Origin of the sequence: Sphingobium sp. EP60837 (genome assembly GCF_001658005.1) — a bacterium.
In the GTDB taxonomy this organism is placed as follows: domain Bacteria; phylum Pseudomonadota; class Alphaproteobacteria; order Sphingomonadales; family Sphingomonadaceae; genus Sphingobium; species Sphingobium tyrosinilyticum.
Genome location: NZ_CP015986.1, coordinates 1175051 through 1197443, shown reverse-complemented (window position 1 = coordinate 1197443; position 22393 = coordinate 1175051). Strand labels below are relative to the sequence as shown.

The window sequence follows — 22393 nt, the reverse complement described above, 5'->3', positions numbered from 1 at the left end:
ACGCGCAAAGGACAGCCTATGACACTGCCCAACTTTCCTATCGAAGGGGGTTGCCGCTGTGGCCGGATCAGCTTCCGGCTAAGCGAGGCTCCCTGGAGCGAAACCGCCTGTCATTGCCATGGCTGTCAGAAGATGACCGGCAGCGCCTTTTCCACCACCCTCGTCATGCCGTTGAGCGGCTTTGAACTGATCGCTGGCGACACTGTTATCGGCGGCCTTCATGGCGAGCATGTCCATCATCATCATTGCGACTGGTGCAAAAGCTGGGTCTTCACTCGGCCTGCGTCCGATCTTGGCTTTGTCAATGTCCGCGCCACTTTGCTCGACGATGCGAGCTGGTTCGCGCCTTGGATGGAAACGCAGACCGCCGAGAAACTGCCTTGGGCGACCACGGGCGCAAGGGTCAGCTTCGACCGCTTTCCCGCTATGGAAGAATATGAAGGGCTGATCGCCCGTTACCGATCCGAACGGGCTCAATAATCCTTCGAATAACGCAGGTTCGCCGACGATCCCGCATTGGTGCCTGTCTTCGACAGCAGGCTCAGCGTTTTGGACAGCGAGATTTCCAGCTGCGTTGCGGTAAAGCCCTTGGGGTCGGTAATCACCTCCACATAGATATTGTTGGAGATATGCTGCCCCACCGCCAGCGACGTACCACGCCCTGATGCCTCGTCCCCGCTCACGATGCCAATGCGATCGACGCCGGAGGCATTCTGCAACTTGCCCATAGGGTTGAGCCCGCCGCCGCCGCCACGCAGACCATTGAGAGCCGCCGCGAGCTGGATCGCCTGCGTCGCCGACAGGTTCGCGACATTGTCGCCGAACAGGATGCGCGCCAGGATTTCATCCTGCGGCAGGGTGGGCGTCGATATAAAGCTGATGTCGGGCCGCTGCGCCGTCCCGCCGACAGCGATACCGGCTGTCACAGTGTTGATGCGCGTTTCAGCGCGGACCGCCAGCACCGGGTTCATCATCGGCCCGTTGAAGGTGATGACGCCCTGTTCCAAATCGAACTGATGGCCCGAGAAGCTGTAGCGGCCCCGGATCACTTCAATCTTGCCAACGATACGCGGCGCCGTGGTGGTGCCGGTGACCCGCATGTTGGTCTTCCATTCAGAATCGAGCCCCATACCGGTCAGGTAGATTTCATTGTCGGCGCGCACGCGTATGTCGAGTTTCCAGTCGGCTGGCGCAGCTGCGGCCTGCCGTGAGGCGAGCCGCTGGTCGAGCAGGTCGGTGCCTTCACCCTTCCGCCGGACGCCCTGCAATTGCCGGATCTTGGCCCCTCCCTGCCACGCGATGCGATATCGTGTTTCGGGCAACCAAAGGTCGCCTTTTATCAACCCGCCATTGGCTGCGCTGTTGGTGACATTGACGGTCCCGCTTACGACGCTGGTGATCGCTTCGCTGCGAGCGATGCGCGCGCGGTCCAGCTTCACTGCGATTTTCATGGGAAAGCCGCTGTCCGCCGCCAGCCCTACCGAACCGCTCGCCTGCACTGTGCCATCACCCGCCCGGCCCGAGAAATCGCGTATCTCCAGCCGATCATTAGTGAAGCGCCCGTCGAGCCGCATCTGCGTCAGCCGCGTCCCGAACGTCTCATTTTCATAAGTCAGCGCATTTGCCCGGACGATCCCGTTGAGCCGCGGCGCAGTCAGGCGGCCGCTGAAATCGGCAGCAACGGCGATGGGACCGCTCAACTGCTGGTCGGCGAGCCCGGCGAAGGAGAAGAGAACATCGGCAGGCCCTGCATAACGGATGCCTCCGCCCAGCGGCGCAGACTGAAGCTGCTGCGTCCAGCTTGCTCCCGGACCCGGCGGCGCAAACGTTGCGATGAAGCGGCCGAGAGGCGCATTGCCCCGCCGGATGAGGCCCCGCAGGTCGCCGCCCCGGCCGGAAAGGCGGCCCTCCACTGCCATAGAGACGGGGTCCGACACGGCTGTCAGGCTGGAGCGGCGGAATTCGGCGATGGCAAGGCGCGTGGTCGCGGTGGGGAAGGCGCCGCCGCTCTGGGCAAAGTCAAGCGCGCCTGTCGCCTTGCCGCTGATGCCAAGGCCGGGGCTCATCAGGTTCATGATCGCCAGGTCGAAATCCTTGAACCGCGCCTGCAATGCGGTCTGCGCGCCGAAACGCCCGGCCAGATCGACCCGGCCCTGCGGCAGCACAAGCGTTGCCGGCTCCAGCCTATAACCCTGCCGTTCGATCCGGATGATCGCCGGCTGCGCGAAACGGAAGGGGATGTTGCTCGCCTTGCCCTCAATCGCCACCGCATAAAGGGCCGGACGCAGCGCCGCATTCATCGCGATGGAGAAAGGCACCCCGGTCGATCCATCCGCGACCAACTGTGCCCGCCCGCGACCGCCTTGATAATCGATGCGCCCACGCGCTTTCCGCACGACATAGTCGCCATAGGCCGCGTTCGCCATCTGCACATCGGCGGTAATGCGCGGCTGATCGGTCAGCACCATGTTCGCCGTCAGGATCGCGCGGCCGATCACCACCTCTGCCTCGCCAGGCAATTTGGCATTACTCGCGGTTGCGTTGACGGCAACGCCCTGCGCCTTGCCAACGGCCGACAGCCGGGCCGTCCCGTTGATGCCCGACCCGTTCATCGCGAGCTGCCCTGCGAACGGGCCAGCGGCGGTCTGCTGCACGCGGCCATTCATGTCCACGCCAGCGAAGCGCGCTCGCCTTATGTCTATGGTCAGGGGACCCTTTGCCGTGCGGATCAGCACATCGGCGAAGAAGGGGCCATAGGCAGACCTGCCTGTCGCCTCCAGCCGGTAACCAGCCGCTTCGCCATTCAGCTTCGCGACGACGTTGGACAGTTGCGCGCCCACATTGGGACGCGGCGCGCGTAGCACGGCCCGTGGACGTTCCATCGTGCCGCGCACGCTCAGCGCTAAGGGGCCATATTGGCGAGATGAAGCGGCGGCATCGAACGTGATCGCGCCATTCGTATCATAGCTGCCCGTCCCAGAATGGACGCGGAAATTGGGTGCTGCGCCTTTAAGGCCCGCGAGAGTGAATTTGCCCTCCGGCGTCATGCCGATGCGCCCGGACATGACCGCATTGCCGCCCAGGAAATCGCGGACCGACGCATTCTCCCATCGCGCCGTCCGCACGCCGAACTTGCCGGACAAGCCCCAACCGCCTTTGGGGCCCGGCACCAGTTCGACGTCCGTGCTCAGGTTGACGATACCTACGCCGTCGATCTTATAGTCGTTCACCCGCCCTTTGAGCGCACCACGATAGATCGCATTGTCAAGGTCAGCGAGCACGATCGCGGTCGCATCCACCCGATCACTGTCGATCTTCAGATTGTCGCTGATAAGCTTGCCTGCGGCATAAGCGAAATCGCCTTTCACGCGCAGATTCTGCAGCAATCCGCCCGCCGCAGCATTGAGCCCCGTCACCCGTCGCGCGGTGGCGTTCACCGGGATGCGGATGCGATCGGCGTCGAGGACCGCCCGGCCCTTGGCCTTCAATCCCTCGATGCCGGTCTGGTCGAAGGCAAGCAGAGCGGCGCTTAGATCATAGTCGATGAAGGGCGTCGCCATCGGCCCGTCCAGGATCACCGACGCGCGAACATCCTTGCCGCGCACCTTTTCCATGATTGCCCCGGGGGTTAGCAGCGCGGCGTCGATCTTGAGACCGCTGAACCTGCTCCGACCCAGATCGATCAGCCCCTGCGCCGTCGCAGCTATCGCGGTAGAACGCAGCGATCCCTTCAGGTTCACCCGTCGTTCGTTCAGTCCCGCGAAAAGGTCGATGCTCAGTGCTGGCGCTGTCAGCCGGTCGATGGTCCCGGCGAAGACCAAGCCCGGCCGCACCGGACCTTTCGCCGTGAAATTGCCGTCCCGCGCCGCCAGCGCGATGTCGGCAAGCTGACCCTTTGGCGATGTCGCAACGATCCGCCCATTCCACGCCTGCCATGTTCCTCGGCCGTCCAGCGTGGCGGTCATGCCATCGGTCAGGCCGCTCATCTTTGCGATCACGCCGCCTTTAGGAGCCGTCAGCGTGCCTTTCATCGCAAGGCGGTTCTGGCCCGGCACCGCGTCGAGCCAGGCTTGCAGACGATCGCCACTGTTGACGACCGCGTCGGCGCTAAGCTGCGCGCGGCCGTCCGCGATATGCGTGACGCCATCGATTGCGATCTCGCGCTTCTGGCCGATGACGGGCCTTGCAAGCACAAACTTTGCGATCTTCATCCGACCGACATCGATGTCCAAATCCGGAAGGATCGGCGCGTTCGGGTCGCTCTTTGTGACGTTGAACTGTGGACTGCGGGCCAGAATCACCAGCGGGCTTTCCAGCAGCCGCACGCTGATATGATTGTTGAGGTAGCGGAACGGGTTCCACACGACATGAACGCGCGGACTGACTGCAAAAGGCCCCTTTGGATCGCGCAGCACCAGGTCATGGATGACCATGTCGCTGTAAACCGAACCTTCGATACGCCCGACCTCGATCGCCATGCCCGATTCCAGCTTGAGGGCCGCGATCTGCCGGATCAGGAATTTCTTGCCCGGCTGGGTGTTCAGGAACAGCAGTAATCCTGCTGCCAGAACGACTAAAGCGACGATCAGGCCAGTCGCGCCCAACACGATCCTTTGCCACAGCGGCCGACCTTGCCGGATCACGATGGTTTCGGCGTCGTCGGTGGGAGGCGTATCTTCTGCCATCAGAATGCCTGCCCGATGCCGATATAGAGGGTGAATTTGGATTCCCCAGGTTGGCGATTAATCGGCATGGCTATGTCGGCGCGGAACGGGCCGAAGTCGGTGTAGAAGCGTCCGCCGACTCCCACACCATAACGGATGTCGGAAAATTTCGGGATCGAACTTTCATAGACCTGGCCCGCATCGACGAAGGCGACCACGCCGTAATTGCCGAAGCGGTAGCGGCCCTCTACCGCGAATTCATTGACTGAACGGCCGCCAATGGGATCGTCATTGACGTCCTTGGGTCCCAATTCCTGATAGCCAAAGCCGCGCACCGAACCGCCGCCGCCCGCATAGACCCGGCGCGAAGGCGCGATCTGGTCGCGGGCCGCGCCGCTGATCGTGCCCAGCCGGGTCCTGCCCGCGATTACCAACGCGTCGGACAGCGGGTAATAGCCGCTAAGGTCGAAGGTCGCGCGCGCATAGGGCGACACATTGCCCTGCAGCGATGCTTCGGGCGAAACGCGCAGGTTGGCGCGAAAACCCTTGGTGGGATTGAGCAGATCGTTCGACCGGTCATAGCCTAGCTGCACCGGCAGCGAGCCGATGAAATAGGTCAGCCTTTCACTTTCCCCCGTCGCTGGATCGATCGTGGTCTTTTCGTTGGAAAGCAGGATCTCCGCGCCATAGGTATAGGTCCAGCGCTTCTGGAAAATCGGCGTCGATTGCCGCGCCCAGCTGATGTTGAGGCCCGCCGTGAAGGCTTCATAGGCATCATATTTCTGATGATTGAGCAGCACGCCTGCCTGGAACGTCTTGTCCCGTTTGCCCGCATTGGAACGGCGGAAGGTGCCCGACACGCCTTGCTCCTGCGTGCCCGCGATCACCTTGGCGATCAGCGCGCCCTCTGGCGGGAAAAGATTGCGGTGCGTCCATGTCGCTTCGGCCCGGAAGCCTTGGCCGGTGCCATAGCCAACCTCGCCTGCCAGAGTGCGCGGCGGCCCGGCTTCCTGCTCGGCATGCAGATCGACATATTCGGTGCCGTCCGGCCCAGGCTCGTTCGTCCGCACCGGATCGACGGTGACACTGGAAAATAGACCTGTCGCAACCAGCGCGCGCCGCAGATCGTCCACCTTGCGGCTGTCGTACAGCTCGCCCGGCTTGAAGCGGCTGATGACCTTCACATGATCGGCGCCAAACGCCAGCTTGGGGCCTGCAGTGGTGATCCCCCGGAAGGAGCCGCGCGGTCCGACCTCTACGGGAAGGGTATAGTCTCCCGTCACGGTGGCGGGGTCGAGCAATATGTCGCGCTCGCCCACCTTGGCGAAAGGATAGCCATTTTCGGGCAACTTCACGCCGACATTCGCCTCGGCGGCCTCGACGTCGGCTGCGATGATATAATCGCCGGTCTTCAGCAATAGGCTGTCGCGGATGAGACTAGGCGGTACGGTGCGCCCTGCATTTACGACGATCTCTCCGATCTTGTACCGCTTCCCCGGCGTGACGGACAGCACCGCCTTCAGCCCGCCATCGCCGGTCTGATCGAGCGACGCAAGGGCCGCGGCGTCATAATAGCCTTGTGAATAGAGCAGCCGCACGGCCAGCGCTTCATCCTCATGCGCGCGCGCCTGCACCATAGCGGCGGTCTCAGCACGCCCGTCTCCATCAACCAGCGCGGACTCGTCGCGGAACTCGTCCTCCAGCCCCGTCTTGCCGAACCCGTCGATCTCGATGGCATAGCGCACGACGGGTGTCTTCTTGTCTGGATCTGTGGTTGCGACTTGCGCTGGGACAGTGACGCTGTCGAGGGGCGGCAGCGGCTGGGCCAGCTCTGCTTCAGCAGCCGGTTCGGTGGCGGGAGGCAGCTCTGCAGCGCCGCTGGCCTGCGGCATCTGCTGATCGATCCAGCTTTCGATCGACGGCAGCGGTGCGGAAGGGTTGGCGGGGTCGGCTTCGCTCGCCTTGGGAAGACGCGCTTCAAATTCTTCGTCCGGCAGGATCGGCGGCTCCTGCTCGGCCGTAGCGGAACTGGGCGGAGTTTGGGCGTGAAGCGCCAAGGGGGATGCAGCAATCATTAGGACGCCCAAGGCATGCCGGACGCGGTTCGCCTGCCTTGGACCCATCTAAACTTCGCCGCCCCTTTCAGTCCGCCGTGCACGCGCGCGGAAGAGGAATACGCGCAAAAGCGCACTTGGGTTCCGCGCCTCTCGGTGAACCGCTTCCCTCAGTCGCTCGACCCGTCTAGGGATCGGACATGACTGTCGCGCTCAATGTTTCCCGCTCGATCCTTGGACAACCGTGGCGCTGGCGTGGGGCAGGGGCGGACGCGCGTGGACCGGGCTATCTGCCCGACGATCTCGTAACCCAACTGCTTCTGGCCCGGGGCTGTCCGCGCGAGGCTGTCGAGGCCCATCGCAATCCCACGATCCGCCATTTCATGCCGGACCCCAGCCTGTTTCGCGACATGGACCACGCTGCCGAGCGCTTGGCGGACGCCGTTCAAAAGGGCGAACAGGTCCGCATCTTCGGCGACTATGATGTCGATGGCGCGACCAGCGCGGCCTTGCTGATCCGCCTGCTGCGTGACCTTGGCCTTGCAGCGCAGCCCTATATCCCTGATCGGCTGATGGAAGGCTATGGCCCCTCCGGCGAAGCGTTGGTTCGCCTTGCAGGGGAGGGGGCGACCCTGATCGTCACTGTTGATTGCGGCGCGCAGGCTTTTGAAGCGCTCGCCATGGCGAAGGCGGTGGTGGTCGATGTCGTCGTCATCGACCACCACAAATGCGCCGCCGCCCTTCCGGAGGCTTTCGCCCTCGTCAATCCCAATCGCCTGGACGAGGTGGAGGAAGCGGCCGCCCACGGCCATCTTGCGGCCGTCGGGGTCGCCTTCCTACTGGGCGCCGCGTTGATCCGCGTCCTGCGCAGGCGGGGCTGGTTCGGCCAGCGCGCCGAGCCCGCCCTCATGGAACTGCTCGACATCGTGGCGCTCGGCACCGTTGCCGATGTTGCGCAGCTGAAGGGCCTCAATCGCGCCTTTGTCGCCCAAGGGCTGAAGGTCATGGCGAAGCGCCGCAATATCGGCCTCTCCGCCTTGATCGACGCCAGCCGCCTCAGCCGCGCGCCGCTCTGCCACGACCTGGGCTTTGCACTTGGCCCACGCATCAATGCGGGCGGCCGCGTTGGCAAGGCGGATCTGGGAGTGCGCCTGCTTACGACCGAAGACCCGCTGGAAGCCGCGCACATCGCTGCCGAACTCGACCAGTTGAACGAGGAGCGCCGCGCCATTGAAGCGGCTGTCCAGGCTGAGGCGGAGGAGTTGCTAGCCGCGCAGGGCAACCGGGCCGTCGCCGTAATCGCTGGTCCCGGCTGGCACCCCGGCGTGATCGGCATCGTCGCTGGCCGCATCAAGGAGAAAGCCGGCCGCCCGGCCATCGTCATCGCCATTGATGAGGCTGGGACGGGTAAGGGGTCTGGCCGATCCATCTCAGGCGTGGATCTGGGCGCGGCGGTACTGGCGGCGAAGGATAGCGGCTTGCTTGTTGCGGGCGGTGGCCATGCCATGGCGGCCGGGCTGACGGTGGCAGCGGACAAGCTGGACGCCTTTGCGGATTTTCTGGACGAACGGCTCGCCTCGTCAGTCGCGCGCGCCCGTGATGACCGGGCGCTGCTCATCGACGCCGTGCTGGCCCCCGCGGGCATCAATCCGGACTTTGTCGCCGCAATCGAAGCGGGTGGACCCTATGGAGCTGGCTGGCCCGCGCCGCTCGTCGCTGCCGGACCCATGCGCGTGATCAAGGCCGATGTCGTCGGCAACGGCCATTTGCGCGCGATCATGGCGGGTGAGGACGGTCGCTCGATCAAGACCATCGCCTTCCGCCAAGCTGAAACTGACCTTGGCCAGGCAATCCTCGGCGCCCCCCACGATCGCAGACTCTGGGTCGCAGGCCGGGCCAAGATCGATGACTGGGGGAGCCGCCCGGCCGCCGAACTGCATCTGGAAGACGCCGCCTGGGCAGATTGAGAGATGAGGTCGTTTTTCCTGTCGCAAGGGGGTTGACCGTTGCAGGCTCCCCCCCTAAAGCCGCCCTCGCTTCGCAGCGCTGCCTAAGCGGTTCTGCATGTGGCCCCTTCGTCTAGCGGTTAGGACGCGGCCCTTTCACGGCTGAAACACGGGTTCGATTCCCGTAGGGGTCACCATTTTCTGCGCCACCCTCCCATTGCGAGGTGTTGGCCGTTGGATCAAAGCTGCAGCGCGACCGTTCTTCATGCCTCGGCAAACCCGAAAGGCAGAAGATCGCGTGGCGTCCCTCCATTGGCCAAGCCAGCTCATCATCGTCCGTCATGGCCAAAGCGCGGGGAATGTCGCGCGCGATGCTGCGACAGAGGCGCAGGCGGACCGGATCGCCCTTTCCGTGCGTGACGCCGATGTGCCCCTGAGCGCGCTCGGACGTGAACAGGCGCAGGCGCTCGGTCATTGGTTCGCCAGTGCGGCGGAGGATCATCGCCCGGAAATACTTCTCTCCTCCCCCTATCTTCGCGCATTCCAGACGGCGCAGGTTTTCCGCGAAGCCGGAGGTGCCCGCAGCGACGAACCGATCTGCTTTGACGAGCGGTTGCGCGAAAAGGAGTTCGGCATATTGGACGGCCTGACGACTTCAGGCATCCGAAATCTCGAAGCCGCGCAGTTTGAATTTCGCCAGATGCTAGGAAAATTCTATCATCGCCCGCCTGGTGGAGAAAGCTGGTGCGACGTCATCCTGCGGCTGCGGTCGGTCATGGACACCATATCGCTGCACTATGCCGGGCGACGGGTGATGATCTTCACCCATCAAGTCGTTGTGCTGTGTCTGCGCTACATCATAGAGGGGCTGAACGAGGCGGAGATATTGGCGATCGACCGGGCAGGCGACGTCGCCAACTGCGCGATCACCGACTATGTCTATGACCCGTCGCAAGGGCGCGATGGCGGGCTGGTGCTGCGGCGCTACAATGTGACAGCGCCGATGGAAGAAGAGGCGACACCTGTCACTCGCGAGCCTGACGCAATCGCGGGCGCCCGCGGATGATCCCCGCCGATCCGCTCGATATCGAATGGCTGCGCTCGCACCCGCTCCCGATCCTGGAAAGCGATTCGGACAAGAATAGCCGCGGCCGCGTGCTGGTGGTGGGCGGCGCGGAGTTCGTGCCCGGAGCATTACGCCTGACGGGCGAGGCTGCGCTGCGGGCAGGGGCGGGCAAGCTGCAGATGGCGACCGTCAGGTCGGCCGCTATGTCGCTCGGCGTGCTGGTGCCCGAAGCGGCGATGATCGCGCTGCCCGCGCAGGAGGATGGCGAGATCGCCGCAGGTGCTGCCGAAATATTGGCGCCTCTGCTCGCGCGCTGCGACGCGCTGGTCCTTGGTCCCGGCATGAATGTCAGCGCGCAGACAGACGAACTGGTGACGGCGATCCTCGCTGCCGCCGAACCGCATGTCACCACCATTCTTGACGCCGCCGCGCTGACCTCCGCACGGGGTCTGCAATCGCTGATAGCCCGACATGAAGGGCACATCATCATGACGCCGCATCACGGCGAGATGGCGATCCTTACCGGCGAAAGCGCGGAGGCCATCGCCGCCGATCCCGCCGCCATCGCCCGCCGCGTGGCGAGCGACTTTCAAGCCATAGTGGTCCTTAAGGGCGAGCGCAGCGTCATCGCGGGTCCGGACGGCGACTGCCTTTTGCATGAGGGCGGCTGCGTTGGGCTGGCCACCGGAGGCTCCGGCGATGTGCTGGCGGGGATCGTCGGGGGACTCGCTGCACGTGGGACGGAGCCATTGCGGGCGGCGGCGTGGGGAAGCTGGCTTCATGGCCGAGCGGGCCGCGAACTTGCCCGCACCGTAGGACCAATCGGCTTCCTCGCGCGCGAGCTTCTCCCGCTGATCCCCCGCCTGCTAGAGGAGCCCGGCTGCAAATAGCCTTAGTCGTTCCGCATCCGAATTCATCTTTGCGCGTTTGATCGTCATGAGCGACAATTTTTCTATCCTGCCCCATCTTGTTCCGATCGTCATCGCCTACTGCCTGGCCTTGCCTATTGGCTGGAACCGGGAGCAGGCGGAGCGCAGCGCGGGCTTGCGCACCTTTCCCCTTGTTGCGGTCGCCAGCTGCGGTTTCGTCCAAGCCGTTGAGTCCACCATGTCGCATGATCCATCGGCCCTCGCTCGCGTGCTCGAAGGCGTGATCGCTGGCATCGGCTTCCTGGGCGGCGGCGCGATCCTGCAGCAGAAACATTCGGTGAAAGGCACAGCAACCGCCGCCAGCCTGTGGATCACCGGCGCGATCGGGCTTGCAGCGGGGCTTGGCAGCTATGATGTCGCGATCGTTCTAACCGCCTTCACGCTACTGACCTTCTGGGTCATGGCGCCGCTCAAGCCGGAGGAAAATGAACGAGGCGAAGAGGAGGAGATCAGTAAGCCTGGCTCCCCTCGCTGAGTTTGCTTAGCCCAGCGCGGCCTGCTTCTCCGCCGCCAGCCGATCCAGCTCCGCCCGGCTCTTCTTTTCGCTGGCGGACTTGAGCTGCCCGCAGGCCGCCATGATGTCGCGCCCGCGTGGGGTACGTACCGGCGCTGAGATTCCGCCTTCGAACACGATGTCGGAAAAGCGCTTGATCCGCTCCGGCGTCGAACATTCATAGTCGGTGCCGGGCCAGGGATTGAACGGGATCAGATTGACCTTGGCGGGCAGCTTATACTGGCGGAGCAGCCGAACCAGTTCGCGCGCGTCCGCGTCGCTGTCATTCTTGTCCTTGATCATCACATATTCGAAGGTGATGCGCCGCGCATTGTTCGCGCTCGGATAGTCGGCGCATGCCTGGAGCAGCTCTTCGATGCCATATTTCTTGTTGAGCGGCACCAGTTCGTCCCGCACGTCCTTGGTCACGGCATGGAGCGACACGGCGAGATTGACGCCAATCTCCTCGCCCGCGCGCGCCATCATCGGGACCACGCCAGAGGTGGAGAGGGTGATGCGCCGCTTGGACAGGGCCAACCCATCTCCGTCCATCACGACCTTTAGCGCGTCACGCACATGGTCGAAATTGTAGAGCGGCTCGCCCATGCCCATCATCACGATGTTGGTGAGCATCCGGCCATCGGTCGTATATTGCAAGGCGTCGTCGGCTTCATCGTCATTGGCCGATGCCATGCTGCCCTTGGGCCATTCGCCAAGCGCGTCGCGTGCCAGCATGACCTGCCCGACAATCTCGCCTGGCGTCAGGTTGCGCACCAGTCGCATCGTGCCGGTATGGCAGAAACGGCAATTGAGCGTGCAGCCGACCTGGCTGGAAACGCACAAAGTTCCCCTGTCCGCGTCGGGGATGAACACCATCTCATAATCCTGCCCATCGTCGGAGCGCAGCAGCCATTTGCGGGTTCCGTCGCTCGAAACCTGCGCTTCCACCACCTGCGGCCGCCCGACGATAAAGCGTTCCGCCATCCAGCCGCGCATCGGCTTGGCAAGATCGGTCATAGCGTCGAAGTCGGTCTCGCCGCGATGATAGAGCCAGTGGAACAACTGTTTGGAGCGCAGCTTTGCCTGTTTCTGGTCAAGACCCGCTTCCTCGAGCGCGCCTTTGATCTGCGGACGTGAAAGTCCCATCAAATCGACACGCCCATCCTCACGCGGCGTCACCGCACGCGGCACAGGCACAGGATCAATAGCGCCGGGAATCGGCATGAGGGGGCTGACGGATGAATGCATGGCGCGCCCATAGCCGATTTTGGCCGAATTTTAAAGCGGCTGCGTCAGCCCACATTGTCGTCGCTCTAAGCCCTGTCGAACGGCTCTTTTTTGAGGAGGAAGGCTTCGACCAACAAAGGGGGAGGATGCGGTCCTACCGCAACCTTGCACAACCCAGCGCCGCCGCGTCGATCGCCGTGGCCGCGCCACGCAGGATATAGGTATCGGCAAAAGCCCGCCCGTTCGCGCCCTGCGTCTGCACGCTCATGCTGCTGGCCGACCGCATGGCCGCGATGATCGCAGCATCGGCCCGCGCATCGGCTCCCCAGGCATCCGCCTGGCCCGCCACCAGCGCGAAGCGGCGCTCGCCCACGTTCAGGACCACCGGCGCGTCATCAGCTCGAACGCGGCTCAACCGGAAATGCACCTGCCCGCGGACGCGCTGCCGCGGCCAACTGCCCACTGCGGCAAAGCCGTTCCCGGCGCGTCCCACCGGCTTGGAAATGGCATAGCAACGGGGGCTGGACGGATCGCGAAAGGCGCCCCAGGCTTCGAACATGCCCAGCGAATCCCGCGCCGCCGCGGGCGTGGCAACCAGCACCAGCAGGGCCAAATAGCGTCTCATCCACCGTGGCAAAGCGCATCGTGTCCTCTTTTGCAACCCTTGGAGAAGCGAAACGATCAGCAGGCGCTTGCCGCCGCCGCCACAGTGGCTATGAAGGATTATCCATCATTGTCGCCCGGATTCGACCGTCTTCGGGCATTGCGCAGAAAAGAAACGGACAAACAGGGACATGAAGGCCACCATCGAACGCGCAACGCTCCTCAAGAGCCTGAGCCACGTCCAGTCGGTGGTCGAGCGGCGCAACACCATACCGATCCTGTCCAACGTGCTGATCGAAGCGTCGGCCGATGGCGCGATCAAGCTGATGGCGACCGATCTTGACCTCCAAATCGTGGAAAGCATCTCCGCCCAGGTCGAACAGCCCGGTGCGACGACCATTTCCGCCCACACCCTGTTCGACATCGCCCGCAAGCTGCCCGAAGGCAGCCAGGTGTCGCTGCAGGCGGCTGAAGGCAAGATGCTGATCCAGGCGGGCCGTGCGCGCTTCAACCTGTCGACCCTGCCGCGCGACGATTTCCCGGTGATCGCGGAAGGCGACCTGCCGACCAGCTTCGAATTGCCAGCCGAGACGCTGAAGCAGATCATCGACAAGACGCGCTTCGCCATCTCCACCGAAGAGACGCGCTACTACCTCAACGGCATCTATTTCCATGTCTCCGATGAAGGGCAGCCGGTGCTGAAGGCCGCCGCGACTGACGGCCACCGCCTCGCGCGCGTCACTGTTCCTCGGCCTGATGGCGCGGACGGCATGCCGGGCATCATCATCCCGCGTAAGTGCATCGGCGAACTGCGCAAGCTGCTGGACGAGGTCGAAGGCTCGGTCCAGATCACCCTGTCGGCCAGCAAGATCCGCTTTGGCCTGGGCAGCGCAATCCTGACCAGCAAGCTGATCGACGGCACCTTCCCGGATTACAGCCGCGTCATTCCGACCGCCAACGACAAGCTGCTCAAGATCGATCCGCGCAGCTTCGAGGAAGGTGTGGATCGCGTCGCCACCATCGCCACGGAAAAGACCCGCGCGGTCAAGATGACGCTGGACCGGGACAAGATCACCCTGTCCGTCACCAGCCCGGAAAATGGCACCGCGGCAGAAGAAGTCCCCGGCGCGTTCCAGGGCGAAGGCTTCGATATCGGCTTCAACGCGCGCTACCTGCTCGACATTCTCGGGCAGATCGACAGCGAGACGGTGGAATTGCATCTCGCCGATGCTGCTGCACCCACGCTGATCCGTGAAAATGACCGCAGCCCGGCGCTCTACGTCCTGATGCCGATGCGGGTCTAGGTTTAGCTCTTGTCATGCTGAACGCCGTTCAGCATGACGAAGAGATGTCCGCCCGAGCGCGTCGCCAGCGGATAAGGTAAGTTTCTTTCAACATCTGCGCGTTACGCATCGGGCATGGCTCCTTCGCGCATCAAGCTCAACGATACATTGTCCCGCCCGGGCGATCTTGCCGTTGCGCTAGGCTTGAGAGAAGGGGGAACGGAGGTATCCGCCTTCTGGATATCCGGCGCTTTCACCCCCATCGCCCGGCTTTGGCCGCTGATCCTGATGAGCAAGCTGTGCACGATGGCGCTGCTGCACATTCCACTATTTCAGTCCGGCCGTATATCCCATGCGCTGATCCTGACGTTCATGCTGCTGGTCGATGGCCTGTTGATCTTCGGCCCGCGCGGCAACCGCTTCCAAGACCAGCGCCCGCATGTTCAAAAATGGCTGATGCTGTTTGTGGTGCTGCTGTCGGGCATGTCTTTCAGCCTGCTCCTCGGTCCCGCCGAATTTGCTGGCCCTTTGTCGATGTCCCTGGCGGCGGAGGTCGCGGTGGCGCTGCTTGCCGTGTCGGTTTTCGGCGACCGTCGGCTACTGGGCGTCGGCTATTTCCTCGGCACGCTCCTCGTCTCCGCCATCCAGGGTGCGGGTTTCGCGCAGATCGGCCTGCTGCTGAGCTGCATCGCGGTCATGCTGATCGCGGCAGTGCGCCAAGCGACAGCAGACCTCGATCGCGCAATCGCCCTCCATCAGCAGGACCTGCGCGCTCGGCGCTCCGACCGCTTGCTGCAGGAATATGAACAGTCGGGGCAGGGCTGGTTCTGGGAAACTGACCGTCAAGGCTGCCTCACCTATATCTCCCATACGCTGGCGCGAACGCTGGACATTCCCGAAGAGGAACTGGCGGGCCGGCCGATCAGCGACATCGTCTGCGCGGGCGATAATCAGCATGGCGCGGGCGAACGCACGCTGGGTTTCCATCTGTCCGCGCGCACCGGCTTTTCCGATATCCATGTGCGCGCCGCCGCCACCCAGGATGAGCGTTGGTGGTCAATCTCCGGCCAGCCTGTCTTTAATGAATATGGCCAGTTCCACGGGTTTCGGGGCAGCGGCACGGACCTGACCGAAATGCGCCGCAGCCAGGCGGAGGTGAAGCGGCTTGCCCAATTCGACTCCCTGACCGGCCTCGCTAACCGGGTGCAGATGTTGCGGTCGCTGGAGGAGGCGATCGCGGCATCACGCGGGCGGCCCGGCGATTGCGCGCTGATGATGCTGGACCTTGATCGGTTCAAGTCGGTCAATGATACGCTTGGCCATCCTGCCGGAGACGCCCTCTTGCGGCAGGTCAGCCAACGGCTTGAACGTGTCGTGGGCGACCGCGGGTTGGTGGGGCGGCAGGGCGGCGACGAATTCAAGATACTCTTCCCCGGCCGCCACGACCGCGCGCTTCTGGCCCAGTTGGCGCAAACGATCATCAATTCGCTGTCCCAACCTTATACTGTCGAGGGTACGGCGGTGGTCATCGGCGTATCGATCGGCATTTCCGCCTGCCCGCATGACGGCGATACGGCCGACGCGCTGATCCGGAACGCGGACCTCGCCCTCTATGCCGCCAAAGGCGACGGACGCGGCATCCATCGCTTCTATTCCTCAGAAATGCATGCCGACGCGGAAGACCGGCGGAAGCTGGAGGAGGATCTGCGCCACGCCCTCGCGTGCGATGGGTTGCATCTTGTTTATCAGCCGGTCGTGTCCTCGCGGACGGAACGGATCACTGGCTATGAGGCGCTGCTGCGCTGGAACCATCCAGTGCGCGGCGCGATTTCTCCGGCGATCTTCGTGCCGATCGCGGAAGATACCGGTCTTATAGGGCCGATCGGCGACTGGGTGCTGCGTACCGCATGCCGGGACGCGGCGCTATGGGCCGACGACATTCGCGTCGCCGTCAATGTTTCGCCGATCCAATTCGCCAATCCGGGACTTCCCGCCACGGTCATGAGCGCACTCGCCGCTTCGCAGCTTGCGCCCGAACGGCTGGAGCTGGAAATCACCGAAAGCGTGTTCCTGAACGATGATGACGGGACGGATTCGATGTTTGCCCGGCTCAAGGGCATCGGCGTGCGGCTAGCGCTGGATGATTTCGGCACCGGCTATTCCTCGCTCGGCTATCTCAAGAAAGCGCCGTTCGACAAGATCAAGATCGACCAGAGCTTCGTACGCGGGGCGGTGATCAATGGCAGCCGCAACAGCGCGATCATCAAGGCGATCGTCAGTCTGGCCGAAGCACTTGGCATGGACACGACCGCCGAAGGCGCGGAAACGCAGGACGAACTGGCTCTTATCCGCCAGCTGGGCTGCAGTCATATCCAGGGCTATGTCTATGGCCGCCCGCTGGAGGCTGGCGAAGTGATGCAGCGGCAAAGCAGCCACGGCGCCGTTCCCTTGATCGAAGGTTTCCAGTCCAGCCGTCCCGAACGCAAGACCATGTTGCGCACGGTCGCCGTGCATCATGAAGGCAATGCTTACACCGGACGCATCCGCAATATCTCCTCGACGGGCGCGCTGGTCGAAGGTCTATGGCATGTGCCTGCAGGGGCGCTGATGGCCATTGAGTTCAACGAGGGTCTGAGCGTCAACGCAGTGGTACGCTGGTCCCGCGACGATCGCATGGGCGTGGAATTCACCGGCAGCATCGACATCGCCGCCGCCTGCTCCATGCCCCGGTCGCTCGCTTCCTGAGCCGATAGGGTAACCGAGCACAAAAAAAAGGGCCGCAAAACGCAGCCCCTTGTTCCTTATGACCCTTTGGTTCAGGCGGCGATGGCAATCCCCTCCGCCTGCACCGCGCCGCGGGCGACATCCTTCACCAGTGCGATGAAGCGCGCTGCATCCCGCGCGATCATCGCCTTGTTGAAGCAAGCGGCCGCACCGCGTTCGAGCGCTTCCACCATGATCGGCGCGCCGTCGCGCATCAGGCTTGACAACATGATCACGGGGCACGGCGCAATGTCCATGATCTCGTCCAGAATGGTCAGGCCATCCCTGCCCGGCATGGCGACGTCCAGCGTCACCACATCGGGCTTTTCCAGGCTGATGAGGTCGATCGCTTCCTCGCCATCCCGCGCAATGCCCACCACTTCGAAGCGGCAGTCGCGCTCCAGCAGCGTCTCGATCATCGCGCGGATGGTGAGCGAGTCATCGACCACCACAATCCGTATCGGCTTTGCCATAGATTCCTCCGACCCTTTTTCTCATGTTCATAACGGATCGGAAATGGAGACATTTAGCCGGTTCAGAAGAACAGCTTGCGGAAGGAGATGCTGATCGTCCGGCCCAACGGATCGAGATAACCCTGCTGATAGCGCAGCGGCGTCACCCCAGTGGCATCGGTCACCTCCCGGCGCGTGTTGAAGATATTGTCGATGCCGATCGACACGCGCGCACCGCGCAGGAAAGGATGGTTCTTCACCAGCGAAGGCATCTGCCCCAAATTGGCGAAGAGACGCAGGTTCGCCGTCGCCAGGCTTCCGAAGTTCAGCCGTGATGTGCCGCCCAGCGCGCCATCGACATGCGTGCCGCTTTCCCAATCGACGCTCAGCCGCGCGCCCAAGCCATTATTGCTGTAGCCCACGCGCGCTTCGACCTCATGCCGCGGCTGGCCGCCCGACGATCCGGTCGCATCGCCATTCAGCAGGTCGAGTTCGGGCACTCCGGGCGCGATCAGAATGCTCTCCGTGAAATGCCACGTGTGATAGAGGCTGAAGCTCAGCCGTCCGCCGCCACCGCCGCGTCCGCCGCCAAAGCCGCCTGGTCCGCCGAAACCACCGCCCGGCCGTCCACCGCCGCCGCCCGGCCCGCCAAAGCCGCCTTCACCATGCGCCCGATCGCCGCTGTCCTGACTTAGCGCGGGCGCGCCGTCCTGACCGCCCTGGCCCTGTGTCTGGCTTTGACCCTGACCGTCGCGGCGTCCCCCGCGATTGCCGAACAGGCCGCGCAAGTCCTGCAATTCCTTGGGCCGATCCTCCGGCTTCGCACCTGCCGCCCGCCACGCCTCAACCAGCTTTTGGATGCGCGATTTCAAGGGGAATGAAAGGTCAAAGCCCCAACGCAATTGTTCGCTCTGCGATCGGAGATAATTGACGGGAGAAGCCCTGATTTCCGTCAGCCGCTGGTCTGTGTCGCGCAGGAAACGGTCGGGGAAGGCCCCTTCGATCGCCGGAGTGGGCTCGGGAAAAGCCGCAATCGGGTTGGCCGTCCGGCTGTTGAGATAGGTCGCGGTCAGCGTCAGGTTAGGCTTATCGAACGGCTTCACTGTCGCGCTCAGGCGAAACTGATCGCGCACACTTTCTTTCAGCAGCGCATTGCCACCCGTAACCCGGGTTACGAACACGGTCTCTCCGGTGCGGTAGTCGAACACCGGCACATTGTCGGTCCTGACCTCCGGATCGGTAAGCTGGTTGCCGGTCGGCGCCGCGCGGTCCTGGTTCGCGGATACAAGCAGTTGAACCGCCGGGATAGGCCGCCAGCGCATCCCGTAGCCGAGCGTGGACAGCGTGCCGAAATCGGAAAGTTCCTGCGCCGCAGCGTTGAGAGTGATGCCGATGTCGCCGACCCCGCCCAGCACGCCTCGCGCCTTGCTGGTGATCGGCATGTCCAGGCTGACCTGACCGCTGGCGATCTGCCGGTCATAATCATTGTTCCGCTCGACTCCATTGCGGATCGACCAGCCTTCAAAGCCATTGGCAGAGGCGCCTACGCGGACGGAACTGGTCACCGTGCCGGCGGGCAGGTCAAACAGCGGCCCGGACAGCAGCAAGTCCCCGGTCACGGCCTGCGACCGCGCGCTTGCCCGGTCGATCGAAGCCGACCTTTCGGTGCGGGTGCGTGTGTCCGACACATCGCCGTTGCCGGTGAAGGACCATTGCCATCCCTTGCCCAGCAGGCCGTTGAAGGTCAGGCCCACATGACCCGTGGTTCCACGAACCTGCTGATCCAGGGCGTTCTCCCGCAGGAAATCGCGATAGAGCGGTCCGTCGCCAAGCGGCGCTGCCAACGCGGCGGCCGACAACCCTTGCAGCGTATCATTGTCCGACAATTCCACGCGGCCATTGACCGTCATCGACACTCCGCCAAGTGCACGAGCATAGGTCGCATTGGCGGACACGCTTTCCGTCGCGGGACTCAGGGTGCGGAAATGGGTTAGGTCGATAAAAGCAGGACCGCTCATCGGCCGGTCGATATTCCGTTCGCTCTCCAACAGCGCGGCGGCGTTGCTATATTTGAGGTTCAGCGTGAAACGATTGTCGCCGCGGATACGCAGCAGGCCCGCCTCGGCAGAGCCATTTTCCCGCCCGCCATCGGTCGTTGTGCCCGCCCGCAGATCGGCCAATTCCGCACGGAAACGCTGGCGCAGCACGATGTTGGCGACCTTCTGCGTCGGCGCATAGCCATAGGACAGCGCCACCTGTTCAGGCAGGATATCGACGCGGGCCACCGCTTCGGACGGAATATCCTGAATCTCGGAAAAGCTGGAGATGCGTTTTCCGTTCAGCAACACGACGGGCGTGCCGTTGGTCTGCGCCGAAAGCTCGCTGATCATCTCCGATATGGATGTGACGCCAAGCGCACGGACATCGGCGGCGGACAGTTGCTGCTCGGGCTTGATGTTGCCGATCACGGAGCCGCGCTGCGGCTGGCCGGTGACGATGATTTCCTCACCTTCCTCCTGCGGCGCATCGGTCTGCGCCATCAGCGCTGCGGGCGAAGCGCCCATCGTCAGAAATAGCATCAGCGAAGCCGATCGGCGCACGAAATACCCCTTTGGAAAAAGCAGAACCTTACCCGTCTGTCGTTAGAGGCGAGTTGTCTCAAAATATTGGCAGCGCCAAGGCCATTTTGTCGCAAAATGTATCGCGGAGATCATGCGCAAGGGCAGGCGGCGTTTCCATTGGCCCGGAGCTTTTCTAAGATCGCCCGATGCGCACCCTTTATCCTCCGATCGAACCCTTCGCCTCCGGCCATCTCGATGTGGGCGATGGGCATCATATCTATTGGGAGCGCGTAGGGACGCCAGGGGCCAAGCCAGCAGTCTTCCTCCATGGCGGGCCGGGCGGCGGCATAGCGCCCGACCATCGCCGCCTGTTCGATCCGGATCGCTATGACGTGCTGCTGTTCGACCAGCGTGGCTGCGGCCGATCGACGCCGCATGCGGAACTGGAAGCGAACACCACTTGGCATCTAGTGAATGACATAGAGCAGTTGCGCAGGCTTGCCGGGGTGGAGCAATGGCTCGTCTTCGGCGGCAGCTGGGGCTCCGCGCTCGCTTTGGCCTATGCGCAGACCCATGTGGATCGCGTGAGCGAACTCGTTCTTCGCGGCATCTTCACTATCCGCAAGCAGGAAATCGAATGGTATTATCAGCAGGGCGCCAGCCGCATCTATCCCGACAAGTGGGAAAGGTTCGTCGCGCCGATCCCGGAAGCTGAGCGCGGCGACCTGCTCCACGCCTATCGCCGCGTCCTGACGGGGGATGACCGTGCAGCGCAGATCGCCGCCGCCAAGGCATGGAGCGTGTGGGAAGGCGAAACCATACGGCTCCTGCCTGACGACGCCTTGTCCGCAAGCCATGAGGCCGATGACTTCGCTTTAGCCTTCGCCCGCATCGAAAATCATTATTTCATGCACGGCGGCTGGCTGAAGGAAGGTCAATTGATCCGCGATGCCGCAAAGCTGCGCCATATTCCCGGCGTCATCGTCCAAGGCCGCTATGACATGGCCTGTCCAGCGGAAACCGCCTGGGCGCTGCACAAGGCATGGCCAGAGGCGCGGTTCGAGATGATCGAAGGGGCGGGGCATGCCTATAATGAACCCGGCATATTGGATGCCCTGATCCGTGCCACTGATGGTTTCGCAAAATAAATCCTCCTCATCGTAGATGGGGAGGGGGCGCCAAACGGGCCGGACGGAAATAGCGCAAGCTTATCCATTTCCCGCAATTTGCGTTCGGCTGGTGCCTTCCTCCTGCAAGCATCGGGAGGATTTAATCAAGGTTCACCCTTCGACTCCTGCATCCTCCGCTCGGCGAACCATTGCTCCAGCATCTTGGCGGTGCAGCCGGTGAAGCCGTTGCTGCCGATTGCCGAACAACTCCCCGGCAAATTTTGCCGCTGGACTTGCTCCATGGTCGCGACCTGGCTTCCCCAGCCCGGACCACCCGCAGGCGCGGGCTTTTCGCGCAGCTTCTTGGGGATTCGATAGCGTTCGGATTCAGGCTTGCGCGCGCAAACGATGATTTCGTCACCCTGCCCCTTGGGACAGGGATCGTCGCCATAGACGATCAGGTTGAACACGCGCTGCGGCGGTTCAGCCTGCGCAGGCGCTCCCAGCGCAAATGGCAAAAGCGTCGCCGCCAGAAGGCGGGAATGAACAGGGAAACGCATCGGTCATCATCCTTACTCGCCCCTATTCCCCAGCGGAGTGCCCAATCTCCGCAAGTCTTCATCCCTAACGTCGCGCCATGTGGAAAACCGTCACGGCTGTGTCGCAGTTCCCGGCCGGGTTGTGGCCTGCTGCGGCTGTTGTTGCCCAGCTTTCGCCTTCTCCTCCGCAACGGCGCGCGCCTCGATCTGCTTGCTTTCCTCGTCGATGTTGGAAAGCCGCCGTCCGCGCTCCGCCTCGACCAGATCCTTCCAGCTGGCATTATCCGCTGCTTGCCGCTCCGCCTTGGCAAGCCTTGCAAGCTGGTTGAAGCAGCCGGTGAAACCGCCGGGGCCGGTAGCTGAACAGCTCTCTGTGCCGGTGCGGCCGACATATTCCATCGCCTTCACCCGCTCGGCCCAGGCCTGGTTGCTCGGCTTGTTCGGATCGCCGCGCAGGGGCTCGGGGATGCGGTAGCGCTCCTCTTCACCCTTGCGGGCGCACACGACGATGTCGCTGCCTGCGCTCTGCGGGCAGGGGTCTTCGCCATAGACGATGACCAGGTTGACGCGTTCCGATCCTGTCGTCCCGGCCGCCGCAGTAGGCGCCTGTTCCGGCGCCGGCCCGGCCTGCTGTTGCGCCAAGGCGGGGAGGGCGCTCGCAGCCATCAGCAGCATGGCGGTCATCGCGGTCTTCAACATTGACT

The 22393-nt window shown here is 63.4% G+C and carries 16 protein-coding genes and 1 tRNA gene; 9 read left to right on the top strand and 8 right to left on the bottom strand.

Annotation, left to right across the window (positions count from 1 at the left end; genetic code table 11):
• The first annotated feature begins 18 nt into the window (after positions 1–18).
• Positions 19–480 (top strand): GFA family protein, encoded by a 462-nt coding sequence (locus tag EP837_RS05815; RefSeq protein ID WP_066525341.1) that lies wholly within the window; start codon positions 19–21, stop codon positions 478–480.
• Here EP837_RS05815 and EP837_RS05810 read toward each other — a convergent pair.
• Both EP837_RS05810 and EP837_RS05805 read right to left on the bottom strand, forming a co-directional pair.
• Positions 474–4685, bottom strand: a complete 4212-nt coding sequence (locus tag EP837_RS05810; RefSeq protein ID WP_066525338.1) for a translocation/assembly module TamB domain-containing protein — start codon at positions 4683–4685, stop codon at positions 474–476. The genes EP837_RS05815 and EP837_RS05810 overlap by 7 nt on opposite strands.
• Positions 4685–6787 carry an autotransporter assembly complex protein TamA gene (locus tag EP837_RS05805; protein ID WP_066525334.1) on the bottom strand — a complete coding sequence of 701 codons (2103 nt, stop codon included), beginning with the start codon at positions 6785–6787 and terminating at the stop codon, positions 4685–4687. Before EP837_RS05805 ends, EP837_RS05810 begins: the two co-directional genes overlap by 1 nt.
• A gap of 131 nt (positions 6788–6918) precedes the next feature.
• Between EP837_RS05805 and recJ the strand changes: the two genes are divergently transcribed.
• From recJ to EP837_RS05780, 5 genes are all read left to right on the top strand, one after another.
• The gene (gene recJ / locus EP837_RS05800) at positions 6919–8685 is read left to right on the top strand and encodes a single-stranded-DNA-specific exonuclease RecJ (RefSeq protein ID WP_066525332.1); all 1767 of its coding nucleotides are present in this window, start codon (positions 6919–6921) and stop codon (positions 8683–8685) included.
• A 101-nt stretch (positions 8686–8786) separates the two neighbouring features.
• Positions 8787–8861 (top strand) — tRNA-Glu (locus tag EP837_RS05795).
• A 68-nt stretch (positions 8862–8929) separates the two neighbouring features.
• Positions 8930–9730: a histidine phosphatase family protein gene (locus EP837_RS05790; protein WP_066525329.1), complete on the top strand. Its 801-nt coding sequence runs from the start codon at positions 8930–8932 to the stop codon at positions 9728–9730.
• On the top strand, positions 9727–10620 hold the full coding sequence (locus EP837_RS05785; RefSeq protein ID WP_066525327.1) for an NAD(P)H-hydrate dehydratase: 894 nt from the start codon (positions 9727–9729) through the stop codon (positions 10618–10620). Before EP837_RS05790 ends, EP837_RS05785 begins: the two co-directional genes overlap by 4 nt.
• A 46-nt stretch (positions 10621–10666) precedes the next feature.
• Positions 10667–11134 (top strand): MgtC/SapB family protein, encoded by a 468-nt coding sequence (locus EP837_RS05780; RefSeq protein WP_066525326.1) that lies wholly within the window; start codon positions 10667–10669, stop codon positions 11132–11134.
• A gap of 6 nt (positions 11135–11140) precedes the next feature.
• On the opposite strand, the gene rlmN is transcribed toward EP837_RS05780, so the two are convergent.
• Both rlmN and EP837_RS05770 read right to left on the bottom strand, forming a co-directional pair.
• On the bottom strand, positions 11141–12400 hold the full coding sequence (rlmN, locus tag EP837_RS05775; RefSeq protein WP_066525323.1) for a 23S rRNA (adenine(2503)-C(2))-methyltransferase RlmN: 1260 nt from the start codon (positions 12398–12400) through the stop codon (positions 11141–11143).
• Between the two features lie 133 nt (positions 12401–12533).
• Entirely contained in the window at positions 12534–13004 is a 471-nt protein-coding gene (locus EP837_RS05770; RefSeq protein ID WP_066525320.1) for a hypothetical protein, read from the bottom strand.
• 169 nt (positions 13005–13173) lie between these two features.
• On the opposite strand from EP837_RS05770, the gene dnaN reads away from it, so the two are divergent.
• Both dnaN and EP837_RS05760 read left to right on the top strand, forming a co-directional pair.
• Positions 13174–14286, top strand: coding sequence for a DNA polymerase III subunit beta (gene dnaN / locus EP837_RS05765; RefSeq protein ID WP_066525317.1), 1113 nt, complete (start codon positions 13174–13176; stop codon positions 14284–14286).
• Between the two features lie 114 nt (positions 14287–14400).
• The gene (locus EP837_RS05760) at positions 14401–17010 is read left to right on the top strand and encodes an EAL domain-containing protein (RefSeq protein ID WP_066525315.1); all 2610 of its coding nucleotides are present in this window, start codon (positions 14401–14403) and stop codon (positions 17008–17010) included.
• Positions 17011–17081: 71 nt separating this feature from the next.
• On the opposite strand, the gene EP837_RS05755 is transcribed toward EP837_RS05760, so the two are convergent.
• Together EP837_RS05755 and EP837_RS05750 are read right to left on the bottom strand one after the other, a co-directional pair.
• Positions 17082–17501: a response regulator gene (locus EP837_RS05755; RefSeq protein ID WP_066525313.1), complete on the bottom strand. Its 420-nt coding sequence runs from the start codon at positions 17499–17501 to the stop codon at positions 17082–17084.
• 62 nt (positions 17502–17563) lie between these two features.
• Entirely contained in the window at positions 17564–20080 is a 2517-nt protein-coding gene (locus EP837_RS05750) for a TonB-dependent receptor (RefSeq protein WP_066525311.1), read from the bottom strand.
• A gap of 167 nt (positions 20081–20247) precedes the next feature.
• Between EP837_RS05750 and pip the strand changes: the two genes are divergently transcribed.
• Positions 20248–21189, top strand: a complete 942-nt coding sequence (gene pip, locus EP837_RS05745) for a prolyl aminopeptidase (protein WP_066525309.1) — start codon at positions 20248–20250, stop codon at positions 21187–21189.
• A 125-nt stretch (positions 21190–21314) separates the two neighbouring features.
• On the opposite strand, the gene EP837_RS05740 is transcribed toward pip, so the two are convergent.
• Both EP837_RS05740 and EP837_RS05735 read right to left on the bottom strand, forming a co-directional pair.
• The gene (locus tag EP837_RS05740) at positions 21315–21710 is read right to left on the bottom strand and encodes a hypothetical protein (RefSeq protein ID WP_066525307.1); all 396 of its coding nucleotides are present in this window, start codon (positions 21708–21710) and stop codon (positions 21315–21317) included.
• 90 nt (positions 21711–21800) lie between these two features.
• Positions 21801–22388, bottom strand: a complete 588-nt coding sequence (locus tag EP837_RS05735) for a hypothetical protein (RefSeq protein ID WP_066525305.1) — start codon at positions 22386–22388, stop codon at positions 21801–21803.
• Positions 22389–22393 lie beyond the last annotated feature (5 nt).